Origin of the sequence: Agrobacterium vitis (assembly GCF_037039395.1) — a bacterium.
GTDB lineage: Bacteria > Pseudomonadota > Alphaproteobacteria > Rhizobiales > Rhizobiaceae > Allorhizobium > Allorhizobium vitis_E.
The window spans coordinates 1,222,588-1,244,683 of record NZ_CP146242.1 but is presented as its reverse complement, the minus strand read 5'-3'; the positions used below and the strand labels follow the sequence as shown (position 1 = coordinate 1,244,683).

The 22,096-nt window shown below is 57.7% G+C and carries 21 protein-coding genes, 1 tRNA gene and 1 pseudogene; 12 read left to right on the top strand and 11 right to left on the bottom strand.

Annotated elements, in window-relative coordinates:
• The first annotated feature begins 236 nt into the window (after positions 1–236).
• The 4 genes from lnt to trmB all read left to right on the top strand — a co-directional run bounded on the left by lnt (position 237) and on the right by trmB (position 4,506).
• Complete coding sequence (lnt, locus tag V6582_RS08470) at positions 237–1,823, top strand: apolipoprotein N-acyltransferase (protein WP_156632995.1); 1,587 nt, start codon at positions 237–239, stop codon at positions 1,821–1,823.
• 145 nt (positions 1,824–1,968) lie between these two features.
• The gene (locus V6582_RS08465) at positions 1,969–2,391 is read left to right on the top strand and encodes a helix-turn-helix domain-containing protein (RefSeq protein ID WP_012654839.1); all 423 of its coding nucleotides are present in this window, start codon (positions 1,969–1,971) and stop codon (positions 2,389–2,391) included.
• A 172-nt stretch (positions 2,392–2,563) separates the two neighbouring features.
• The gene (gene metK / locus V6582_RS08460) at positions 2,564–3,802 is read left to right on the top strand and encodes a methionine adenosyltransferase (RefSeq protein WP_070151469.1); all 1,239 of its coding nucleotides are present in this window, start codon (positions 2,564–2,566) and stop codon (positions 3,800–3,802) included.
• A gap of 5 nt (positions 3,803–3,807) precedes the next feature.
• Positions 3,808–4,506 carry a tRNA (guanine(46)-N(7))-methyltransferase TrmB gene (gene trmB / locus V6582_RS08455; protein ID WP_156632996.1) on the top strand — a complete coding sequence of 233 codons (699 nt, stop codon included), beginning with the start codon at positions 3,808–3,810 and terminating at the stop codon, positions 4,504–4,506.
• A gap of 127 nt (positions 4,507–4,633) precedes the next feature.
• Here trmB and V6582_RS08450 read toward each other — a convergent pair whose 3' ends face one another.
• Together V6582_RS08450 and V6582_RS08445 are read right to left on the bottom strand one after the other, a co-directional pair.
• Positions 4,634–4,891, bottom strand: coding sequence for a DUF1150 family protein (locus V6582_RS08450; protein ID WP_012654842.1), 258 nt, complete (start codon positions 4,889–4,891; stop codon positions 4,634–4,636).
• Positions 4,892–5,034: 143 nt separating this feature from the next.
• Positions 5,035–5,463, bottom strand: coding sequence for an Hsp20 family protein (locus V6582_RS08445; protein WP_156632997.1), 429 nt, complete (start codon positions 5,461–5,463; stop codon positions 5,035–5,037).
• Between the two features lie 223 nt (positions 5,464–5,686).
• Between V6582_RS08445 and V6582_RS08440 the strand changes: the two genes are divergently transcribed.
• The 3 genes from V6582_RS08440 (at position 5,687) to V6582_RS08430 (ending at position 8,569) form a co-directional block, all read left to right on the top strand.
• Positions 5,687–6,631: a nucleoside hydrolase gene (locus V6582_RS08440; RefSeq protein ID WP_156632998.1), complete on the top strand. Its 945-nt coding sequence runs from the start codon at positions 5,687–5,689 to the stop codon at positions 6,629–6,631.
• A gap of 82 nt (positions 6,632–6,713) precedes the next feature.
• A complete protein-coding gene (locus V6582_RS08435) occupies positions 6,714–7,439 on the top strand; it encodes a pyrimidine 5'-nucleotidase (RefSeq protein WP_156632999.1) in 726 nt (241 codons plus the stop codon).
• A 326-nt stretch (positions 7,440–7,765) separates the two neighbouring features.
• Positions 7,766–8,569, top strand: a complete 804-nt coding sequence (locus V6582_RS08430) for an EF-hand domain-containing protein (RefSeq protein ID WP_156633000.1) — start codon at positions 7,766–7,768, stop codon at positions 8,567–8,569.
• Positions 8,570–8,759: 190 nt separating this feature from the next.
• Here V6582_RS08430 and V6582_RS08425 read toward each other — a convergent pair whose 3' ends face one another.
• The 3 genes from V6582_RS08425 to V6582_RS08415 all read right to left on the bottom strand — a co-directional run bounded on the left by V6582_RS08425 (position 8,760) and on the right by V6582_RS08415 (position 12,709).
• Positions 8,760–10,679, bottom strand: coding sequence for a HAMP domain-containing methyl-accepting chemotaxis protein (locus V6582_RS08425; RefSeq protein ID WP_156633001.1), 1,920 nt, complete (start codon positions 10,677–10,679; stop codon positions 8,760–8,762).
• A 323-nt stretch (positions 10,680–11,002) separates the two neighbouring features.
• A tRNA-Arg gene (locus tag V6582_RS08420) sits at positions 11,003–11,079 on the bottom strand.
• Positions 11,080–11,236: 157 nt separating this feature from the next.
• Positions 11,237–12,709, bottom strand: coding sequence for an ATP-binding protein (locus tag V6582_RS08415; RefSeq protein ID WP_420360210.1), 1,473 nt, complete (start codon positions 12,707–12,709; stop codon positions 11,237–11,239).
• A 438-nt stretch (positions 12,710–13,147) separates the two neighbouring features.
• Between V6582_RS08415 and rpmH the strand changes: the two genes are divergently transcribed.
• Genes rpmH through yidC form a run of 3 tightly spaced genes read left to right on the top strand, consistent with a single transcriptional unit; the run spans position 13,148 to position 15,563 of the window.
• Positions 13,148–13,282, top strand: a complete 135-nt coding sequence (gene rpmH / locus V6582_RS08410; RefSeq protein WP_080516945.1) for a 50S ribosomal protein L34 — start codon at positions 13,148–13,150, stop codon at positions 13,280–13,282.
• Positions 13,283–13,314: 32 nt separating this feature from the next.
• Positions 13,315–13,704: a ribonuclease P protein component gene (gene rnpA / locus V6582_RS08405; protein WP_070163696.1), complete on the top strand. Its 390-nt coding sequence runs from the start codon at positions 13,315–13,317 to the stop codon at positions 13,702–13,704.
• The gene (gene yidC, locus V6582_RS08400; protein WP_156633002.1) at positions 13,704–15,563 is read left to right on the top strand and encodes a membrane protein insertase YidC; all 1,860 of its coding nucleotides are present in this window, start codon (positions 13,704–13,706) and stop codon (positions 15,561–15,563) included. Before rnpA ends, yidC begins: the two co-directional genes overlap by 1 nt.
• Here the strand turns inward: yidC and V6582_RS08395 are convergent.
• On the bottom strand, positions 15,550–15,804 hold the full coding sequence (locus V6582_RS08395; protein WP_349508964.1) for a hypothetical protein: 255 nt from the start codon (positions 15,802–15,804) through the stop codon (positions 15,550–15,552). The two genes, yidC and V6582_RS08395, sit on opposite strands and share 14 nt — an antisense overlap.
• Here V6582_RS08395 and yihA point away from each other — a divergent pair.
• Positions 15,716–16,310 (top strand): annotated as a pseudogene (gene yihA / locus V6582_RS08390) (ribosome biogenesis GTP-binding protein YihA/YsxC). The gene V6582_RS08395 and the pseudogene yihA overlap by 89 nt on opposite strands.
• A 194-nt stretch (positions 16,311–16,504) precedes the next feature.
• Here the strand turns inward: yihA and V6582_RS08385 are convergent.
• From V6582_RS08385 to V6582_RS08375, 3 genes are all read right to left on the bottom strand, one after another.
• Positions 16,505–17,062, bottom strand: a complete 558-nt coding sequence (locus V6582_RS08385; RefSeq protein ID WP_156633003.1) for a fasciclin domain-containing protein — start codon at positions 17,060–17,062, stop codon at positions 16,505–16,507.
• A gap of 254 nt (positions 17,063–17,316) precedes the next feature.
• Positions 17,317–18,039 carry an anti-sigma factor gene (locus V6582_RS08380; protein ID WP_156633004.1) on the bottom strand — a complete coding sequence of 241 codons (723 nt, stop codon included), beginning with the start codon at positions 18,037–18,039 and terminating at the stop codon, positions 17,317–17,319.
• Positions 18,036–18,572, bottom strand: a complete 537-nt coding sequence (locus V6582_RS08375) for a sigma-70 family RNA polymerase sigma factor (protein ID WP_156633005.1) — start codon at positions 18,570–18,572, stop codon at positions 18,036–18,038. The genes V6582_RS08380 and V6582_RS08375 overlap by 4 nt, the downstream gene beginning before the upstream one ends.
• Before the next feature lie 145 nt (positions 18,573–18,717).
• Between V6582_RS08375 and argB the strand changes: the two genes are divergently transcribed.
• Positions 18,718–19,605 (top strand): acetylglutamate kinase, encoded by an 888-nt coding sequence (gene argB, locus V6582_RS08370; RefSeq protein ID WP_015914753.1) that lies wholly within the window; start codon positions 18,718–18,720, stop codon positions 19,603–19,605.
• 57 nt (positions 19,606–19,662) lie between these two features.
• Here the strand turns inward: argB and V6582_RS08365 are convergent, their stop codons facing one another.
• Both V6582_RS08365 and V6582_RS08360 read right to left on the bottom strand, forming a co-directional pair.
• Positions 19,663–20,562, bottom strand: coding sequence for a ribokinase (locus tag V6582_RS08365; protein ID WP_156633006.1), 900 nt, complete (start codon positions 20,560–20,562; stop codon positions 19,663–19,665).
• An 86-nt stretch (positions 20,563–20,648) separates the two neighbouring features.
• Complete coding sequence (locus tag V6582_RS08360) at positions 20,649–21,887, bottom strand: DNA recombination protein RmuC (RefSeq protein WP_197434439.1); 1,239 nt, start codon at positions 21,885–21,887, stop codon at positions 20,649–20,651.
• Between the last annotated feature and the right edge of the window lie 209 nt (positions 21,888–22,096).

Sequence of the window (22,096 nt, the reverse complement as noted above, 5' to 3'; positions counted from 1 at the left end):
GCAGCGTCTTGCTCTCTGCCGCAAATTTGAAGGGCGAATTGTCGTTGAAAAGGGCAGCTCGTCTTCCGTTTTCAGGTATCTCAAGCATTTGAGGTCTTTGAAATTATAGACTACAGCGCCGTGCGTTTTACAAAACGCACAAAGGACGCTGTAACACTTAAATCTGCTGTATAATTTTCTCCTTAAATCGAGTTCGATTTCAGGAATTATGCAGCAGCCAGGTCCTGGGGGCGAAGATGGAACGGTTGGCGGCAAGGATCATGCTTCTGGCGGGATGGCGGCGTGCCCTTCTTGCCATTGCCTCAGGCGCGGTCGGGGCGCTGGCATTGCCGCCGGTAGGGTTCTTTGCGGCTCTGTTTTTCTCCTTTTCCACACTCGTCTGGCTGCTCGATGGTGTGAGCGGCAATCCCGACCGGAGCTGGTCGCGAGGGCTGCGGTCCGCCTTCTGGATCGGCTGGCTGTTCGGCTTCGGTTATTTCGTTGCCGGCCTCTGGTGGTTGGGCAATGCGCTGATGGTGGAGGCCGACGAATTTGCCTGGGCGCTGCCGCTCGCGGTGCTCGGCCTTCCGGCGGTTCTGGCGGTGTTCTATGGCTTGGCCTGCCTTGCCGCCCGTCTGCTCTGGTCCGAAGGCCTTGGCCGGATTGCCGCGCTGGCAGCGATGTTTGGCATCACCGAATGGCTGCGCAGCTTCATTGCCACGGGCTTTCCCTGGAACGCCATCGGCTATGGCGCCATGCCCATTCCATTGATGATGCAATCGGCTGCGGTGCTGGGCCTTTTCGGGGTCTCGGCCCTTGCCGTCTTCGTCTTTGCCGCCCCCGCTCTGCTGGGAACCCGCCGTGGGGCAAAGCTCGGTCTGGCGCTGGCGGGAGTATTGATCTGCGGCCATCTCGGCTATGGCGCCTACCGGCTGTCGCTACCAGAGCCGGAAGGGCGCAAGGTGACGGTGCGCCTGGTGCAGCCGAATATAGACCAGGCAGCGAAGATGGACGATACCGACCGCGTTGCGATTTTCGAGAAACATCTTCGCCTGACAGCGGTGCCGACGCCGCCCGATCAGCCGCGCCCGGATGTGATTGTCTGGCCGGAAACCACCATTCCCTTCATCCTCACCGAAAATCCAGACGCCTTGCGGCAGATTGCCGGGACGTTGCAGGAGGGCCAAGTGCTGATCACCGGCACAGTGCGTTCGGAAGATCAGGGCGCTGGCATTGCCCCGCGCTATTATAATTCGATCTATGCAATCGATAGTCATGGGCAGATCCTTGCCGCCGCCGACAAGGTCCATCTTGTGCCATTTGGGGAATATGTCCCATGGCAGGACATTCTGTCGAAGCTCGGTATTACCAACATTATCGACCTGCCGGGAGGCTTTTCTGCAGGGGCGTCCCGTTCCCTGATGACCCTTCCAGGGGGACTGAAGCTCTATCCATTGATCTGCTACGAGGTCATTTTTCCTGACGAAATGGTTAAGGGATTATCCGGGGCCAATGCCATTATCAATGTCACCAACGATGCCTGGTTTGGAGATACGCCAGGTCCGTTCCAGCATTTTCAACAGGCCAGATTACGCGCCGTCGAGACTGGACTGCCAATTATTCGTGCCGCCAATAATGGCATTTCTGCCTTAATTGACGGACGGGGCCGCGTGTTTTCGGGTTTGCTATTAAACGCTGAAGGCGTGGAAAATGCAACTTTTACGATATATACTGCGCCTGAAACCGATGTAAATCATAATAAATACAACTTTTGGGCGGTAACTGCTTTGTTATTATCTGTGGCTGTAATTTCTCGTTTAGGTTTAATATCGAGAGTGAATTGACGAAAAACCCCTAAAAATGCATAGTGCTGTAGCTTGGTAGTGCTTGTAATCCAGCGCTTGAAGCGCTGGCGTGTGCAACGTAACGTTATATGAAGTTGCAAGCGCTACGGGTTAAGATCAATTTCAACGTCTTCAGGATCGTCACATGCTCGAAAACAAAAAGAAGCCTAACCCCATCGACATTCACGTCGGTAGCCGGATTCGTCTTCGCCGCACCATGCTCGGAATGAGCCAGGAAAAGCTGGGCGAAAGCCTCGGCATTACGTTTCAACAAATTCAGAAGTACGAAAAAGGCACAAATCGTGTCGGCGCCAGCCGCCTGCAGAATATTTCAAGCATTCTGAATGTACCCGTCTCGTTCTTTTTCGAGGATGCACCGGGTGAGCAGGTTGTAGCAGGCGCCAATGGCTTTTCCGAGGCGGCCAGCTCCAACTACGTCGTCGACTTCCTCTCGTCTTCCGAGGGCTTGCAGCTGAACCGAGCTTTCGTGAAGATCAACGATCCGAAGGTGCGCCGTAAAGTCGTCGATCTGGTCAAGGCGCTTGCCGCCGACGCAGACGCGGAATAACCGGGACCCTCAGGGCTCGAAAAAAAGCGGCGATTAAGCCGCTTTTTTTATGTCTTGGTCATCTCTCAGAAAGGCTTGCTGACATAAAGATATATTTATGTCGTTGTGTCCTTGTTTTTAAGGCGTCGAGCCTTTATCACAGGAACATCTGGTTCATTGAGGGGAATCCCGCATGCGCTCAAACTATCTGTTTACGAGTGAGTCCGTTTCGGAAGGTCATCCGGACAAGGTCTGCGACCGAATTTCAGACGAAATCGTCGATCTGGTCTATCGTGAAGCGGCACGAACCGGGGTCGATCCCTGGACAGTGCGCATCGCCTGCGAGACGCTGGCGACCACCAATCGTGTCGTGATCGCCGGCGAGGTTCGCCTGCCGCCGAGCTTGATGAAGACCGACAAGAACGGCAACGAGGTGATCAACCCCGCCAAGTTCAAGGCTGCGGCGCGCAAAGCAATCCGCGACATCGGCTATGAGCAGGACGGCTTCCATTGGAAGACCGCCAAGATCGACGTTCTCCTGCATTCCCAGTCGGCTCATATCGCTCAAGGCGTCGACAAGGCTGCCGACCACGAAGGCGGCGAAGGCGCTGGTGACCAGGGCATTATGTTCGGCTATGCCTGCGGCGAAACGCCGGACCTGATGCCGGCACCGATCTATTACTCCCACAAGATCCTCCAGCTTCTCTCGGCTGCCCGTAAAAAGGGCGAGGGCGACGTGGGCAAGCTCGGCCCCGATGCCAAGAGCCAGGTCACTGTCCGCTATGTCGACGGCAAGCCTTCGGATGTCGCTTCCATCGTGCTTTCCACGCAGCATCTCGACGAAAGCTGGGATTCGGCCAAGGTCCGTTCGGTCGTTGAACCCTATATTCTCGAAGCGTTTGGCGACCTGAAGGTTGCCGACGACTGCAAGTGGTATATCAACCCGACCGGCAAATTCGTGATCGGCGGTCCCGATGGCGATGCAGGCCTGACCGGTCGCAAGATCATCGTCGACACCTATGGTGGTGCTGCCCCCCATGGCGGTGGCGCATTTTCCGGCAAGGACACCACCAAGGTCGACCGCTCGGCTGCTTATGCAGCCCGCTATCTGGCCAAGAATGTGGTTGCAGCCGGGTTGGCGGACCGCTGCACCATCCAGATCGCTTATGCGATCGGCATTGCCCAGCCTTTGTCGATCTATGTCGATCTGCATGGCACCGGCAAATATACCGAGGACCAGATCGAGGCGGCAATCCGCAGCGTGATGGATCTGTCGCCGACCGGCATTCGCCGCCATCTCGATCTCAACAAGCCAATCTATGCCAAGACGTCCGCTTATGGCCATTTTGGCCGCAAGGCTGGCCGTGACGGCTCCTTCGCATGGGAGAAGCTTGATCTGGTCAAGCCGCTCAAGGAGGCCTTGAAAGGCTGAATACGATGACCACAGACCGCCGTAGCCGGGCGACCGAAGCCTTTTTCGGTCGCCGCAAGGGAAAGCCGCTCCGCGACCAGCAGGTCGAGCGGATGACCCATCTCCTGCCTGAACGTAAGTTAGACTTGGGCTCGGCAGCGCCTGGCGATTTGAAGACACTGTTTCCTGTGCCGGTGCAGAGCATCCGCCTGGAAATCGGCTTTGGTGGTGGCGAACATCTGGCCCACCGTGCCAGACACGATGCCACGACCGGCTTTATTGGCGTCGAGCCCTTCGTCAATTCCATGGCCAAGCTGCTGGCCGTGATCGAGGATGAGGGCCTGCCCAATATCCGGGTCTATGACGATGACGCGACGCAATTGCTGGACTGGCTGCCAGCCTCATCGATCGATCAGATCGATCTCCTCTACGCTGACCCCTGGCCAAAGCGCAAACATTGGAAGCGCCGTTTCGTCTCGCAGGTCAATCTGGAGCGGTTTCACCGGGTGCTGAAGCCGGGCGCGCGTTTCTGCTTCGCCTCCGATATCGATACCTATGTGAACTGGACGCTGCTGCATTGCCGCAACCATGGCGGTTTCGACTGGTTGGCCGAAAGCTCCGCCGATTGGCTGACACCCTACGAGGGCTGGCCAGGCACGCGCTATGAGGCCAAAGCCCGCCGCGAGGGCCGCTCTTCAGCCTATTTGACCTTCCGCAGGACATAATCCAAGGCCTTGAAGAGGATTGAGGCTTCCCCGAGGGTCGCTCTGATTTTTATCCAAAACGCGAATCAAAACACCCTGCGCAATGCCTGGCGCAGGGTGTTTTCAGTCGATCATTATCGATGAAAGCTCAGTGCAGGCTGACGGTTTTCAACTCGTCTTCTGCGGCCTTGAAGAAGGTGGACGAGCGGTTATCGGTGAGCAGGATGGGTGTGCCGTCGGCGGCAAACAGCGCCCAGAGATCCGTACGCGGGTCGATTTCCGGGGCATCGGGAAAGCAGCGGGACACTTCGTCGTAACGGATCTTGCGGATATAGCCCACTTCGCCGGAGCCAAGATGTGCCAGCTCATTTTTCGAGAGCTTGGAGGTGGCTTCTTTAATCAACATTCCCGTTCTCCGTCATTGAGGGAGGGGCGGCACAACAGCCTTCACCAGGACGCGCGAAATCTGCTGTAACACCCTATATCTTTTGCAGGATATGTTCCTGAAACCGACCCGGTCCAAGGGACTTGTGCAAAAGCGCCATGATCCTAGTCTGAGGCGGAAATATTAATTTTCCTTACCATTTGCTGCGTATCAGGACGAATTAGTTCGACCACCAGTAGGCCGTTTCGCATCCGTGCGCGCGAAACGTCCATGCCGTCCGTTAACAGAAAACTGCGCTGAAAGTTCCGTGCTGCTATGCCGCGAAACAGATAATCGGCATCTGGGCGCTCATTCTGGGAGCCTCTGATGATCAGCTGGTTTCCCTCGACCAGGACCTCCAGTTCGCTCTCAGAAAAGCCCGCCACGGCAAGTGTAATCCGCAGCCGGTCGCCTTCATGGTCGCTCGTGCGGCGAACAAGCTCGATATTATAGGGCGGATAGCCGTCGCTGGCCCGCGCCAACTGGCTCAACACGGCATCGGTGATGTCGAAACCCAGCAGCAGGGGTGTGGTGATGGATTTTGTCCGTCGCATTCTGTCCTCGTCTGGCCCCTCCGCTGGACGACAAGTCGGTCCTTGCGGGCCAGTCGTTGCGGGATTGTGTTTCCGGTTGCCGGCATGTCTTTACCGGCTGATCGCTTTGGTGAGGATATGGGAGCCCAGAGGGCGGGAAACAAGCGTTTGACCGGCATGATAGATCTTGACAATAGCCCGGCTGCCCGTCCATCAAAACCCATCAATCCAAGGATAGGCCCGCATGGAAAAGCCCAGAAAAATCATCATCGATACCGATCCCGGTCAGGACGATGCCGCAGCCATCATGCTGGCGCTTGCCAGTCCCGATCAGTTGGAGGTCCTCGGCCTGACGGTGGTTGCGGGAAATGTTCCCCTGTCGATGACCAGCCGCAATGCCCGCATCGTCTGCGAACTATCGGGACGATCAGACCTGCCGGTCTATGAAGGTGCGTTAAAGCCTCTGGAGCGGCCCCAGGTGACGGCGGAACATGTGCATGGCAAGACCGGGCTGGACGGGGCCGAGGTCGATGAGCCGGTCATGCCGGTTCAAGACCAGCATGCGGTCGATTTTATCATCGACACCATTCGCCGCGAACCAGCGGGCACCATTACCCTTTGCACACTCGGACCGCAGACCAATATTGCCCTGGCACTGCAAAAGGCCCCGGATATTGCACCGCGCATTCGCGAACTGGTGATGATGGGCGGTGGCTTTTTCGAGGGCGGCAATATTACCCCTGCGGCGGAGTTCAATGTCTATGTCGATCCGCAGGCATCCCGGATTGTGTTCGATTCGGGCATACCGATCGTGATGATGCCGCTGGACGTCACCCACCAGCTTTTGACCACCAAGGCCCGCGTTGCCCGCATTGGCGCCATCGGCACACGGGTGGCCGAGGTCATGGTTGCCTGGCTGGAGTTTTTCGAGCGTTTCGATATCGAAAAATACGGTTCGGATGGTGGACCGTTGCATGATCCTAGCGTGATTGCCTATCTTCTCCAGCCGGAGCTGTTTTCCGGGCGTGATTGCAATGTGGAGATCGAAACCGCATCCGACCTGACGGTCGGCATGACGGTGGTTGACTGGTGGCGAGTGACCGGCCGCACGCCCAATGCCAAGGTAATGCGCGATGTCGATGCTGACGGGTTCTTTGCCTTGCTGACGGAACGGTTGGCGCGCCTTTAAACCTGGTGCAAATTCTCCTTATCCTTCTTTGTGTCTTGATCCGGCCATTTTCTTTTGGCCGGGCCTGTGGCACATCTGAGGGATGAGCACACCTAAAACGTCACCAGAGCCCGCCGATTTTACCCATATCCGTGATTGGGTCTTCGACCTCGACAACACGCTTTATCCGCATCACATCAATCTGTTCGCCCAGATCGATCGCAATATGACCGCCTATGTTGCTGATCTGTTGCAGATGGAGCCGGATGAAGCGCGGGTTCTGCAAAAGCGCTACTATCATGAGCATGGTACGACGTTGGCAGGCCTGATGGCCCATCACGGCGTCGACCCGAACGATTTCCTGGAAAAGGCCCATGCGATCGATTATTCCGCCCTGTTGCCGGATACGGCTCTGGGCGAGGCGATCAAGGCCCTGCCGGGACGGAAGTTTATTTTCACCAATGGCACGGTGGAGCATGCCGAGGCGGCGGCGAGGGCGCTCGGCATTCTCGATCATTTCGACGACATTTTCGATATTGTTGCAGCGGCCTATCTGCCGAAACCGGCCAGCCAGACCTATGACACATTCACCCGGCTGAAGCAGATCAATACCGGGCAGGCAGCGATGTTCGAGGATCTGCCGCGCAATCTCGTTGTGCCGAAGGCGCTGGGCATGAAAACCGTGCTGCTCGTGCCGCGCAATCTGGAAGCCGTGGTGCTGGAAAGCTGGGAGCGGATGGATAGTGACGAAGGCCATGCGCATGTCGATTACGCCACTGACGATCTGGCGGGCTTCCTTGCTTCTCTTTTGGCAGCTGGAGAGTTTTAGGTTTTGAGTGAGCCAGACAGGCCTTAGAGCATCGGACTCGATTTAAGGAATTATGCAGCAGATATAGAGAGCTACAGCGAACCTTTGTGCGCCATATATGGCGCACGGCGCTGTAGATAGTTATTAACTACAACATTACGAAAAAGTAACCAGCATTACAGAACCTTAAGTGGCCGCCGCAGGGGCGAGTGCCTATCCTCTCGATATTGCAGAACGAAGTCTGCCTCAGGCTGGCGGTGTTCTGCAACGTTTATACGGCTGCATCGTTTGCTCACAGAACCGATTTCCGGTCTTGAAACGATGTGGCACCGAGGAAAGGAAACTCCATGAGTGCGAAGAAAACGACCATTGCTGCCCTGGCGGCTACCCTGCTGGTCAGCGCGTCATCCGGTGCCGTATTTGCAAAAGACGTTAAGGCTCCACCGCCACCTCCACCACGGCCTGAAGAGATGCGTGACGCCTGCGGTCCCCGTCTGATGATGATGCATGGACCGGCAGCGATGTTCATCTTTGCCCTCCAGCAATTCGACACCAACAAGGACGGCAAGATTTCCAAGGAAGAGGCCAAGGACGCCGAAGACAAGCTGTTTACGGCCATCGATACCGACAAGGACGGCGTTCTGACGCCAGGTGAATTGCGCAAGTTCCATGAAGCCCGCATGGAGGCCATGCGTGCTGAGATGCCGAAGCCTCCGGCGCCTGAGGGTGCTGCGCCAGCAGATGCTAACGGGCCAAAGCCTGACGAGGCCACGGATAAGGCGACTCCGCCGCCGCCAGGTGGCCCCGGTGCTGAAGACGACGCGATGGGAGCGCCCGATGACGGCATGGCCGATTGCGGTCCGAACCGTCCAGGGCCTGAACGTTGGGCGAAGGAACGCGGTCCTGAGGGCGACCGAATGGGTGGACCCAAGGGTCCGCATGGCCATCGTCCGATGATGGCAATGGGGCCAATGGGTGGCCCGATGGGTGCGATGCGCCTGCTGGAGCAGGTTGACACCGATGAAAACGGCCAGATCAGCAAGGCCGAAGCCGATGCGGCGCTCGATAAGCTGTTCACCCGTCTGGATACCAATAAGGATGGGTTCATTTCGGCCGATGACTTCCCGAAGGGACCATCGCTCCTGCCATGATGGTCCAGGCCTGATGGCCTGAGCCTGATTGTCCGAGCCTGACTTGCATGGTCCTGATTGCTTGCGCTTCGATAGCCAAGTGCGGATATGCAAGACGGCCTTAAATGAAAAGCGCCGTGCGTTAGAGACGCACGGCGCTTTTTTGAATTTTCCGATCAGGCAGAAGTGAGCCTGCCATCACCGGTGAAAATCAGAATTCCTCCCAATTGTCGCGGCTGACGGCGGCATTGCCATGGCTGACCGGAACAGACTGCTGGGCTCTGCGCGGCGCCTGTACTCTGGAAGTAGACGCAGGCGAGGCCTGTGCTGAGCGCACTGGCTGGGCGACATCGTTTCCGGTTCTAAATTGCGCGAGCAGATCCGAAAGGCGACGGCTTTCCTGATTGAGACCATCTCCGGCGGCATTCATTTCTTCCACCATGGCGGCATTTTGCTGGGTCGCCTGATCCATATGGTTGACGGCGGTATTGACCTCCGCCAGACCGCTGGCCTGCTCCTGGGCCGCCGTCGCAATGGCGTCCATATGCTGGTTCATGTCCTCGACCACCTTGGAAATGGTCGTCAGGCCTTCGCCGGTATCGTTGACCAGCTTGACGCCTTCGCTGACAGCCGCTTCCGAATTGCCGATCAGCGACTTGATTTCCTTGGCAGCATTGGCAGAACGCTGCGCCAGTTCGCGCACTTCCTGGGCAACAACCGCAAAGCCCTTGCCAGCCTCGCCAGCGCGGGCGGCTTCGACGCCTGCATTCAAGGCCAGAAGGTTGGTCTGGAAAGCGATCTCGTCGATCACGCTGATGATCTGGGTGATCTTGCGCGAGGCATCCTCGATCCGCTCCATGGCGGAGACGGCATTGTTGACCACGGTCGCCGAATGTTCGGCATGCTGGCGGGCATTGCGCACCAGATTGCGGGCTTCGCCGGTCCGCTTGGACGTCGCCTGTACGTTGGAGGTGATCTGCTCCAGTGCGGCGGCGGTTTCCTCCAGCGAGGCGGCCTGCTGTTCAGTCCGCTTGGCCAGCGTGTCGGAGGCTTGCGAAATTTCACCGCTGCCATTGGTTACACCCTTGCCGACCTGACCAACGGCCACGAGCGCGGAGCGCAACTGGTTGACCGAGGCATTGAAGTCGTGGCGAAGCGGTTCGAACTGGGCGGCAAACTGCTGATCGATTTCGCAGAGAAGGTCGCAGGAGGCTAGCCGTTTCAGGCCAGCGGCCAGTGCGCCCGTTGCTTCGTTCAGGCGGCGTTCGGCATCTTCCTCGGCGCGGCGCTGCACATCCTTGCGTTCCTGCTCCGCATTAAGCCGGTTCTGTTCGGTCTGTGCTTCCAGCTGAACTTTCGCCAGGGCCGACTGGCGCATGACTTCGACGGCGCCAGCCATTTCCCCGATTTCGTCCTTGCGGTCGGCGTCGGGTACGGTGACATCCAGCTTGCCATCGGCAATATGCAGCATGACCTTTGCCATGCGGGTCACAGGGCGCGACACGCCCAGAATGATCCAGCCGGTCAAAATGCTCATCAACAGCACGCCGAACAGAATGACGCCTATGGTGACATAGGAGGACTGCGTATAGGCAGCCTCGGCCGCTGTGCTTGAGGCAGCAGCGCCGCTATCGTTGAGCTTGATGATTTCGCCAAGCGCGATGAAGCTGTCGACCAGCGGTTGGCGGGCCGGTGCGATCGCCGCCGTCGCAGTGGCCTGATCCTTCGCGGCGACGGCGCTCATGATCTTCTTTTGAAATTCCAGATAGCGGGTCCATTTGGCTTCGAAATCGCCCCACAATTTCTTCTCGGTATCGTTGCGCAGGGTTGCACGGAAGTCCGCATAGGATTTCGGAATGGATGCATCCATTTCCACGAATTCGTCATCCAGCCCTTTGATTTCAGCGGGATCGACGGCAATGGTCTTGCGAATCGTCGTCGTGTGATAGCGCAGCATGATGAACTGAATACCATCCAGTTTCGCCATCCGCGGCATCCACACCTGCCGTGTATCGGAGGCTGCCGAAAAGACCACGGATGTCTGCTTGTAGCTAAACAGGCCGAGGAGGATGACAAGCATGAGCGCCGCCCCTGCCATGACCATTAATCGCGTCGAAATCCTCAAATTCATTACTATGCCCCCCAGGCTGGCATCCCACTATTTGGCTGCCCGAGGATTGATCCAAAATGATAAATTAAAAATGAAGGTATTGGTCATGTAGGCAATGTGAAGGCGAAATTTGCGCCCTATGATTGTGCCGTGGCGAGAGACATTTTGTCATTGAAAGTAAAAATGCGATGGGATGTTTTTCAAGCCGCATCGCCTGACTGAGTGAGCCGGCAAGGCGGAAAATCCAGCTTCCTGTGGGCCAGATCGGTAAGCATCTACAAGCGCGCATTCTGAGCTATTAAGCTCATCAGCGTTCAAGCGATCAATAATTTTAAAGGAGAAAATGGCGCACCCGAAGAGATTCGAACTCCTGACCCCCAGATTCGTAGTCTGGTGCTCTATCCAGCTGAGCTACGGGTGCGTCTGACGCCGTCGTTTCCGTTGGCGTGCCGATCCTCTAAAGCGAGACGTGTTTGATTGCAAGCGGAATCGGTAAAAAAATCCGGTTTGATTTCCAGTTTGTCTCTAATGCTCTGAAGAAATTCGGCTTTTCGACGTCATTATTGAAGCCGGCTTCATTATGCCCGAAGCCGGAAGGTGTCGAGCGCCACCGGCCTGTCTGGAATTTCGATCCGGAACTGTGTGCCGGAGGAGGGTTTTTCCATCAGCGCGATTGTTCCGCCGTGCGCGAGCACGATTTCGCGGGCGATGGCGAGGCCGAGGCCTGTGCCGCCGGATCTGGCCGAGCCGCGAAACGGCGTGAACAGGTTCTCACGGGCCTTGCGCGGCAAGCCAGGGCCGTTGTCGTCAACGGTGATTGCAACGACGCTACCGATGCGGTGGGCCGATAGCATGATGCGGGGTGTTGCGGTGGTCATTTCCGTCATGGCGGATGAAAGCGCCTGGGCAGCATTGCGGCAGAGATTGTGAATGACGCGGAACAATTGCTCGCTGTCGGCGTCGATTTCTATCTCTGGTGCAATCTGATCGACAAAGTCGATGCCCTTGTCCAGGGCGAGAATATCCTGCACTTCCTGACTGAGCGTGCAGAGCACAAACCGGCGCCGGCGGGGCTCGGCTTCCGAAGCCTGTCCATAGGCAAGCACTTCACTCGTATAGCCGACGGCACGGTCGATCGTGCGCACCAGTTTGGGTGCAAAGCTCTTCACCATCGGATCGTCGACATCCACCAACCGGTCTGACATCAACTGGGCGGAAGCAAGGATATTGCGCATGTCATGATTGATCTTGGAAACGGCAAGCCCGAGATCGGCCAGGCTTTTCTGCTGCCTCAGGGTCTTTTGCAGGTCCTCCTGCATCGTGGCTAGATGGCGGGCGACAAAGGCCAATTCGTCGCGACCGCTGACCACTTCCATCACCCTGTCAGGATTTTCCGGGTCGCTGGCAAATCCCTGTATATTGCGGCTCAGCCGGCGAATCGGATTGATGAGCATCCGGTTCAGCGTCACGAACAGCAGGAGGCCGGTGATCACCGAAATGATCAACGATACGACGGCAATGCGTGTTGCATAGGCCAATAATCCGCGATGCAGAGGCGCATCGGACATCACCACTTCCACCCGCATCGACGTATCGCCGATCGGGCCGGAAACGCTGATCAGCCTATTGCCGCCGAATAGCAGCGTATCGACCGCGTCCTTGATGGCCGTCAATGTCCCCACATCGGAAATGTCATATTGACCATCCACTTCCTGTGGCATGTCCGCCATGGCCAGCAGCCGCGTCGTGCCATCCTTGGTAAGCGCAATCGCCTTGGTTCCGGTGGCAAGCAGGGTGTCGGCCTGCACGTCCTTGGGAAGTTCAGGTGGCTGTAGCCCATCGATCACCACTGCGGCGGCCGCTGCCTTGTTGATATGGTTTTTAAGCCAATTGAGGCGCATCGTGGCAATCGACGGTGCAAAAATCAGCACCTGCGCCGCCAGCACGAAAACCACGGTCAACACCAGCAGCTTGCCGGAAAGGCCGCGCAACCGGCTGGGCATCGACGCCGCCTGCGCCTGCTTTGCGTCCTGTGCCTTTCGCCTGCCCATCGACTAGCCTCATTTTGCCGGGCGATACTTTGGTTTTCTGTACCGTTTGCCAGCTGTGCCGTATCATCTCGACCACAGCATACCATGCCTCATGCATCCGGTAAAATGCGGTGCAGCAAAGATTTCGGTTCTCAGCGGAGCGCCAAACATGGTGTAGTCAGGTTCGCTCCGGCATTTTAAGCGAGGGATGAATGATGGGTCTGACAGTCGTTAGCCTGAATGACGACAAGCGAAAAAACGCCCGCTTTCAGTAGATTTTGTCAGGCTTCTGAACCCGGGAAAGCCCTGGCAAGATTGACTCTCGCCTCTATCCTCCGTATAAGCCGCGCGGCTTGCATAGGTTTCCCGTTCTGCGGGCCCGTAATGCTTGCCTTAATCCTAACGCTCTTGCAATTCGTTGCAAACCCAAGAAGGGCCGCACACCGCGGTATTTAAAAAATGAAGCGTACCTATCAACCGTCCAAGCTCGTTCGCGCACGTCGTCACGGCTTTCGCGCTCGCATGGCAACCAAGGGTGGCCGCAAGGTTCTGTGTGCTCGTCGCGCTCGCGGCCGCGCACGTCTTTCGGCTTAAGGCCGGGTTGGCCCGATGAAAGCGCCGGGCTTATGACGTCACTTAAGACATCCAAAACTGTCGGGCGGCTGAAAAGCCGCCCGCAGTTTCTTGCTGTTCGCGCCGGCGAAAAGCGCAAGGGGCGCTACATTCTCCTCGAAGTGCTGGATCGGGCCGAACCCGATACGCCGCCTCGCGTCGGTTTCACCGTCACGAAAAAGCATGGCAATGCTGTCGAGCGCAATCGTATGCGACGCCGGTTAAAAGAAGCTGTGCGGACTGGCGTGGGCTTTGCAATGCAGCCCGGACATGACTATGTGATCGTTGCGCGACGCGACGTGCTGGCGGCTCCCTTTAGCGAGCTTCGGGACGTGTTGCAGCGCCGTATTCAAGAAAAATCCAATGTTCGGCGTCAAGATACGGCCCGTTCCAGGAAAGTATGATGGAAAACAACCGCAATTATCTCATCGCGATTGCACTGTCGGTGATGGTCGTCCTGGGCTGGCAGTTCTTCTACATGAACCCGCGGATCGAGGCGCAAAGACAGGCTGAACAGGCCCAGCAGGCCCAACAGGCGAAGACCCCGGCCACTCAGGCAACGCCGGGCGCGGCCGTCAATGGCGCCCTGCCGGGTCAGACCCAGGCCAGCGCCACGACAAGCCGCGAAGACGCTGTCGCCAAGTCGGCTCGGATTGAAATCAATACCGAAGCGCTGTCCGGCTCCATCAATCTCACGGGCGCACGGCTCGACGATCTTCGCCTGAAGGGCTATCATGAGACCGTCGACAAGACGAGCCCGATCATTACCCTGCTCAATCCGGCCGATACCAAGGACGGTTATTTCGCCGAAATCGGCTTTATCGGCGGCGAGAAATCCGGCAGCGTTCCAGGACCATCGACGGTCTGGACGGTCAAGGATGGCCAGTCGCTGACCGAAACCACCCCGGTGACGCTGACCTATACCAATGAAGCCGGCCTAACCTTCAGCCGCAAGATTTCGGTCGACAAGCATTACATGTTCACGATCGAAGACACGGTTGCCAATGCCGGGGGCGCTGATGTCAGCCTTGCCCCCTATGGCCGTGTTACTCGCTACAACAAGCCCGCCGTTGCCTCCACCTATGTGCTGCATGAAGGCTTTATCGGCGTGATGGGTTCGGGCGATGGGAAGTTTGCCTCGGTCGAAGCAAAATATGCGGCTATCGAAAAAGAAAACGAGACCAATGCCAAGGCAACCGGTGGCTGGCTCGGGATTACCGATAAATATTGGGCCGCGACCCTCGTGCCACCGCAGTCGCTGGCCTATGATTCCCGCTTCTCGCATTTTACCGATGGCCAGGCTCGCTTTCAGGCAGATTACAAAAACGATCCGGTGACGATTGCACCGGGCCAATCGACCACGTTGAAGACGCTGCTGTTTGCCGGTGCCAAGGAAGTGCCGGTCGTTGATGGCTATGCGCTCGACAAGTCCTGGTTCGGACAGGCGTTCACCAATCTGTTTGCCGGTGCCAAAGACACGGTGCAACAATATGACATTCCACGTTTCGATCTTTTGATCGATTGGGGCTGGTTCTATTTCCTCACCAAGCCGATGTTCAAACTGATGGACTTCTTCTTCCGTCAGGTTGGCAATTTCGGCGTGGCTATCCTGCTGACGACGATCGCCGTCAAGCTGTTGTTCTTCCCGCTGGCCAGCAAGCAATATGCGTCCATGGCCAATATGAAGCGCATGCAGCCGAAGATGGAAGAGTTGAAGGCCAAGCACGGCGATGACCGTATGGCCCTGCAACAGGCGATGATGGAGCTTTACAAGACCGAGAAGATCAATCCGGTCGCCGGTTGCTGGCCGCTGTTGTTGCAGATCCCGGTCTTCTTCTCGCTCTATAAGGTGATCTATATCACCATCGAAATGCGCCATGCGCCGTTCTTCGGCTGGATCAGAGACCTGTCGGCGCCCGATCCGACCAGCATTGTCAACCTGTTCGGCCTGCTGCCGTTCGAATCGCCCGCCATGCTGCATCTCGGCATCTGGCCGATCATCATGGGCATTACCATGTTTGTGCAGATGCGCATGAACCCGACGCCGCCGGACCCGACCCAGGCCATGCTGTTCAACTGGATGCCGCTGGTCTTCACCTTCATGCTCGGGTCTTTCCCGGCCGGTCTGGTGATTTACTGGGCTTGGAACAATACGCTGTCGGTGTTGCAGCAGTCGATCATCATGAAGCGCCATGGGGTGAAGATCGAACTATTCGATAATCTCAAGGGGCTTTTGCAGCGAAAATCCGCTAAGACGAAATAATCAGGCCAGATGACAGCAAAGCCCCGGCCTCGCGCCGGGGTTTTTGTTTGATCGGTGGATCAGGATCTGCCGCAGGAGAGAAGACGATGACTGCAACAAAGGCAACGAGCGACCAGCCGCTGTTTGGCCGGCCATGGATTTTTATCCGCGGCGTGCCATCGATGAAATTTCTGCCGCCGGAAGGCCCGCTGGAGATCGCCTTCGCGGGGCGCTCCAATGTGGGGAAATCATCGCTGATCAACGCGCTTGTCGGCCAGAAGGGCCTGGCGCGCACGTCCAACACGCCTGGCCGGACCCAGGAGTCTGAACTATTTCGTTCCCGAGGGCTATAGCGGCGAGGGCGATGACCTGCCGCCGATGGCGCTGGTCGATATGCCGGGCTATGGCTATGCCAAGGCGCCCAAAGACCATGTGGATGCGTGGACCAAGCTGGTCTTCGACTATCTGCGCGGAAGGGCGACGTTGAAGCGGGTCTATCTGCTGATCGACAGCCGCCACGGCATCAAGAAGAATGACGAGGATGTGCTGACATTGCTCGACAAGGCGGCGATGTCCTACCAGATCGTGCTGACCAAGACGGATAAGATCAAGGAGGCGGGCGTGCCGCGCCTGATCGAGGAAACGCTTGAGAAAATCCGCAAGCGTCCGGCGGCCTATCCCTTCGTCCTGTCGACGTCCTCGGAAAAAGACAACGGATTGAAAGAATTGCGTGCGGCGATTTGCGAAACCGTAGGGCATTTCGGCTGATGTAATGCACCTCCCGGCCTTGGCGTAACCGCTGGGCTTGCGGGTGGAGGCTTTGTCTTCTGGTATTTGGCTGGCGAAATGGCAAAAAAAGCCCGGCGGTAGGTGGCACTCTACCGCCGGGCACTGCCGAAACTGCCAGTCTTTACCAGAAAAGTGGCCCGCCAGCCGCTCTTCCAGGTCGGACTGTGAGGGGGTTACATCTTCGGCAGCAAGACCTTGTCGATGACGTGGATAACGCCATTCGACTGTTTCACATCGGCGATGGTCACATGGGCAACACCGCCGGTCTCATCCGTCAGGGTGATCTTGCCCTTGGATTCCTTGGCCTTCAGCACGCAGCCGCCAACCGTCTTGACGTCATGCTCGCCGCCATCGTCCTTGATCATCTTTTCGATTGCCTTAGACATGGCATCGGCGGCAACCACGTGGCAGGTCAGCACCTTGGTCAGCTTTTCCTTGTTTTCCGGCTTCAGCAGGGTTTCCACCGTGCCTTTCGGCAATTTGTCAAAGGCTTCGTTGGTGGGCGCAAAAACCGTGAAGGGGCCTTTGCCCTCCAGTGTTTCGGCCAGGCCAGCCGCCTTGACAGCGGCGACAAGGGTCGTGTGATCTTTGGAATTAACGGCGTTTTCAACGATATTCTTGTTTTCATACATGGCGGCGCCACCGACCATCGGGTTCTTGGCAAAGGCCACGGCGCTTCCGGCCGCAATGATGGAAACGGCGGCCAGCAGGCGAAGGGTGGTCTTGGTCATGGGTCTAGGTCCTCTTCCCGGTTGATTATGTCTTTGGCTGGCATGGCCGCAGGCCGGATCGGCCAGAAACCATGCAGCAGATTGAAAACCGTTACAGCAGCCTTGGATGGCGCCGTCAGACGCAGGCCGTTGTAACGTCCCCGCGCAATGGCGGGGACAATAGTAAAGACGGAGGTTTGGGAAAAAGAGTTTCAGGTTCGGTGCAGAAAAGTAAAAATGACTTTTAATACTTTGATTTTAAGCCGCTATTTCTCTTAGGGGATATGAGTTTTTCCGGAAGCGATCACCGGTCCCGTGGCCGTCCCCGTCGGCGAACCACCGAAAGGCTCGATGCTGACGGCGAGCGTGACGCCATCCTTCAGACGTGGGCGCATGCTGTCGGGAACCAGGAATTCTCCCTCGCCGGATTGAGGGAGCACGCCAAGCGAGCGCGGTGGCTTATTCGCCTCGACCATCCATAATTCCAGCGATTTCTGCCCCTCAGCACGCGACGCGACCGGCGTGACGCGCAGCCGTCCGCTTTGCCGGTCATAGCTGGCAACCAGCGACAAATCTGCATTTTGAGTTTCCAGATCCGCCACCAGCGGGCGTGCGCCGTAACGGCTCTCCCAGATGCCAAGCTCGACGCCGATCAGACTGGCGACTGCGATCAGACTGGTCAAGGACAGGCCGCGCCAGAAGGGGACGGAATGCCAAAGTCTCACCCAGGGACCAGCCGGGCCGGTGCTCTTCTCGGTAAACAGTCGGGATTCCAGCTTCTGAAAACTTTCCGGCCGTGGCAATTCCACGCCATAATCGTCATTGAACTGTGAAAGGTTCTCCTCCCAGCGCTGGACGATAGCGGCGAAGGGCCTGTCCCGCTTTAGGCGGGCCTCCACCTCAACGCGGCCTTTGGCCGAAAGCACGCCGAGCACATATTCCCCCGCCAGAACCTCGTCTCTGGAGCGGTCCCCCTTGCTCTGATCCGGTGTCGTCATCTTTCCAAGCACTCTCTCAATGCCAAAAGGCTGCGTCGCAGCCATGTCCTCATCGTGTTCAACGGTACATTGAACTGCTCCGCCAACTCCTGATAGCTAAGCCCCTCCACATAGGCCTGCCGCACGGCGGCGGCGCGATCAGCTTCCAACGCTTCCATGCAGCTGTCAATCCGCTTTCCTTCACTGCGTAGGCTGGCTGCCTGTTCCGGGTCTGGTGCGCTGTCGGCAACACGCCAGGCCTCGTCGAGTTCGGCGGCAACTGGCGTCCTCATGCGCAGGCGGTCTATGCAATGGTAACGGGCGATGGTTCCAAGCCAGCCCATGGCGTTATGGCCTGTCGCGGCAAAGCTTTGAGCCCTCTGCCAGATTTTGACGAAGATTTCCTGCATCGCGTCTTCCGCCTCGCCCCTGTCTTTCAGCAGACGGAGGCAGATGCCAAAAAGTTTCGGGCTGGTGCGCCGATAGAGCTCCGACAGCGCCATACGGTCCCTGAGCGCAATTTTCCCCAGCAATATCCCGATCTCATCGCTCATCCATGCATCCACTTCGCGTAATGGTCCGGGGAAGCTGCGTTCATTGCAGTTTCCCCATATCATTTCGATCAACAGTGCCGTCTGGATTATTCCATCTGCCGTATTCTTGAGGTAAAAGGCGCCGAACCAACCGAAGGGATCCTCAATGAGCGCCTCCGAAAGCCAGACCCAGGCCCGCCTTCTTGCGCAGGCGTTGCCCTTCATGCAGCGCTATGAAAACAAGACGATTGTCGTGAAATATGGTGGTCACGCCATGGGCGATGCCGAATTGGGCCGGGCCTTTGCCGCCGATATCGCGCTGCTGAAACAGTCCGGTGTCAACCCGATTGTCGTGCATGGTGGTGGCCCACAGATCGGCGCGATGCTGACCAAGATGGGGATCGAATCGAAATTCGAGGGCGGCCTGCGCGTCACCGATCAGAAAACCGTCGAAATCGTCGAAATGGTCCTGGCCGGATCGATCAACAAGGAAATCGTCGCGCTGATCAACCAGACCGGCGAATGGGCGATCGGGCTCTGCGGCAAGGACGGCAACATGGTGTTTGCCGAAAAGGCCAAGAAAACCGTGATTGATCCGGATTCCCATATCGAGCGGGTTCTGGACCTTGGCTTTGTCGGTGAAGTGGTCGAGGTCGACCGCACGCTGCTTGATCTCCTGGCGAAGTCGGAAATGATCCCGGTCATCGCCCCCGTCGCCCCCGGTCGGGATGGCCATACCTATAATATCAATGCCGATACCTTTGCGGGCGCCATTGCTGGTGCGCTCAGGGCCGACCGGCTGCTGTTTCTGACCGATGTTCCCGGCGTGCTGGACAAGAATGGCGAGCTGTTCAAGGAATTGTCAGTGGCCCAGGCCCGCGCACTGATCAAGGATGGCACGATTTCCGGCGGCATGATCCCCAAGGTCGAAACCTGCATCGACGCGATCAATGCTGGCGTGCATGGCGTTGTCATCCTGAACGGCAAGACGGCGCATTCGGTGCTGCTGGAAATCTTCACGGAACATGGGGCAGGCACGCTGATCGTGCCCTGAAGCTATGCAGTCAGGCCCTCGGCGCCGCGCTGAAGCAAGCACGGCGCCGATCCGGCATCAGAGTCTTTCCGTAACGGCTTCTGCCAGCGGAATGGCGGGCTGTGCGCCAGCTTTCAGACAGGCCAGTGATCCGGCGACGGCAGCGCGGTGCAGTGCCTCCTCGAAGGCAAAGCCAGCGTCGAGGCCAGCGGCAAGATAGCCGCAGAACGTATCCCCGGCACCGACAGTATCGACCGGCTCGATGGTCAAGCCGGATGCACGCTCGATCTTGCCGTCGCGGATAGCGATGACGCCTTCGGCCCCAAGCGTTACGATGAGGATCTGTCCGGTTTCGCCGTGTAGACGGATAAGGGCGGCTTCGCGTTCCGCAGCCCCCATGTTGGTCTCGCCAGCCAGCCGCTCGAATTCGGTTTCATTGGCGATGACGATATCGGCCATTCGTCCGAGGCGCGCGGCCTCATCGGTTAGCGGCGCAATATTCAGGATGGTGCGGATACCGGCGGCCTTGGCCTCATGCAGGGCGGTTTCGACGGCTGCGGCTGGAATTTCGAGCTGGAGCACCAGACTGTCGTTGCGGGTCATGGTCTTGATAGCGGCGCTGGCATCGGCGCTGGTCAGGCTGCCATTGGCGCCGGGAACGACGGCAATCATGTTTTCGCCGTCACCGCCGACGAGAATGAGTGCGGTTCCGGTTGCCTCCGCTACGGTCTTGACGCTGTCGAGATCCGTTCCGCTTTCCTCCAGAAGCGCCAGTGCAGGGGCGGCGAAGCCGTCCTTGCCGACCGCGCCAGCCATCCGCACCTGCGCGCCCGCGCGGCGCGCGGCAAGCGCCTGGTTGGCACCCTTGCCGCCGGCTGCCGTAGCAAAGCCATTGCCGGCCACCGTCTCACCTGGCTTGGGCAGGCGGCTGGTGGTCGCGATGAGATCCATGTTGATGGAGCCGAAAACGGTAATCATGGGCGCACTCCTGACGATGCTGCTTGAACGATGCGGGCCTGAAGGAAACCGGTCCGACTGATTCGGGCTCTGTTTTGCGGCAGTGATCAGTCTTCGTCAACAAGGCGCAGCTTGAGAAGACCCGTCCGGCTCTCGACACTCGCATCTGATTGCGGTGCTGGTTTTGCCGTCGGATCGGGCGCGCTGGCAAAATCCATCGCCTCTATTCTGGCACTGCGCCGATTGAGCTTATCGGTGGAGGTCAGGATCATCTCGACATCTTTCTGGGCGGCCAAGAAATGGCTTTGCAGCTTGCGGGTCCGCTCGTCAAGCCGCCCAAGATCCTCCATCAGGTGTATGACCTCGCCCTGGATCAGGTGGGCCTGTTCGCGCATCCGCTGATCCTTCAGCACGGCCTGGATGACCTGGATCGACAGCATCAGCAGGGAGGGCGAAACGATCACCACCCGCAGCTTATGGGCGCGCTGGACGATCCCCTCGAAATTCTCGTGGATTTCCGCAAAGATCGATTCGGATGGCACGAACAGGAAAGCGGTATCCTGCGTTTCCCCGTGCATCAGGTATTTCTCCGAAATATCCTTGAGATGCACCTCCATGTCGCGCCGAAACTGCTGACCGGCGAGTTTTTTCTGTTCCGGCGTCGTCCCATCGCAGATGGCGTTCCAGGCTTCGAGCGGAAATTTGGCGTCGATCACCAGCGGTGGCTGGCCGTTCGGCATCCGGATGGTGCAGTCGGGTCTTGATCCGTTGGAAAGCGTGTCCTGAAAGGCATAGGCACCCATCGGCAGACCATCGGCAATAATGGTTTCCATCCGGGCCTGACCGAAGGCGCCGCGCGTCTGCTTGTTGGACAGAATGGCCTGCAAGCCGACCACATCCTTTGCCAGCGACTGGATATTGTTTTGCGCGGCATCGATCACCGCCAGCCGTTCCTGCAGGATGCGCAGATTGTCATGGGTGGATTTCGTCTGTTCGGTAATCGTACTTCCCAGCCGGTGCGTCATGCCATCCAACCGCTCGTTGATGCTGCGGTTGAATTCCGATTGCCGGGCGCCGAACAGGTCCGCCATGGTCGCAAGCCGGCCCTGCATTTCGGCTTGCGCCTGCATCAGCGCCTCCAGACGGCGATCCTCGCTTGCCTGCCGCTCGGCGGCAATCGCGGCTCCGAGGTCGAAATCTTCCTTTTGCCGAAGTTTTAAATAGAGCCGTAGCCAGAGAGCCGCGAGCACAACCACGGCCAGGATCAGGGCCAAGGCACCAAAACTGAACTGGTTTTCACCATAGGCGAGTGCGGGTCTGCTGAGGGCGGAAAGCAATTGGTTCATAGGCACAATCTAGCAGGTTTGCCCACGAAAACCAGATCAAATCATGAACAAATTCTGTGCTGCCTGCCAGTTTTTTGGAAAGGACATCGGCAGGAATTCTAACAAATATTACGAAAATCGAAACTACTGGAGTTGTCAGGCCTTCGTTGAAGAGACTGAGCAAGCCGTTATCGAGCCCGTTAAGGCCAGCGGTTTCGTCTGTTCCAGAT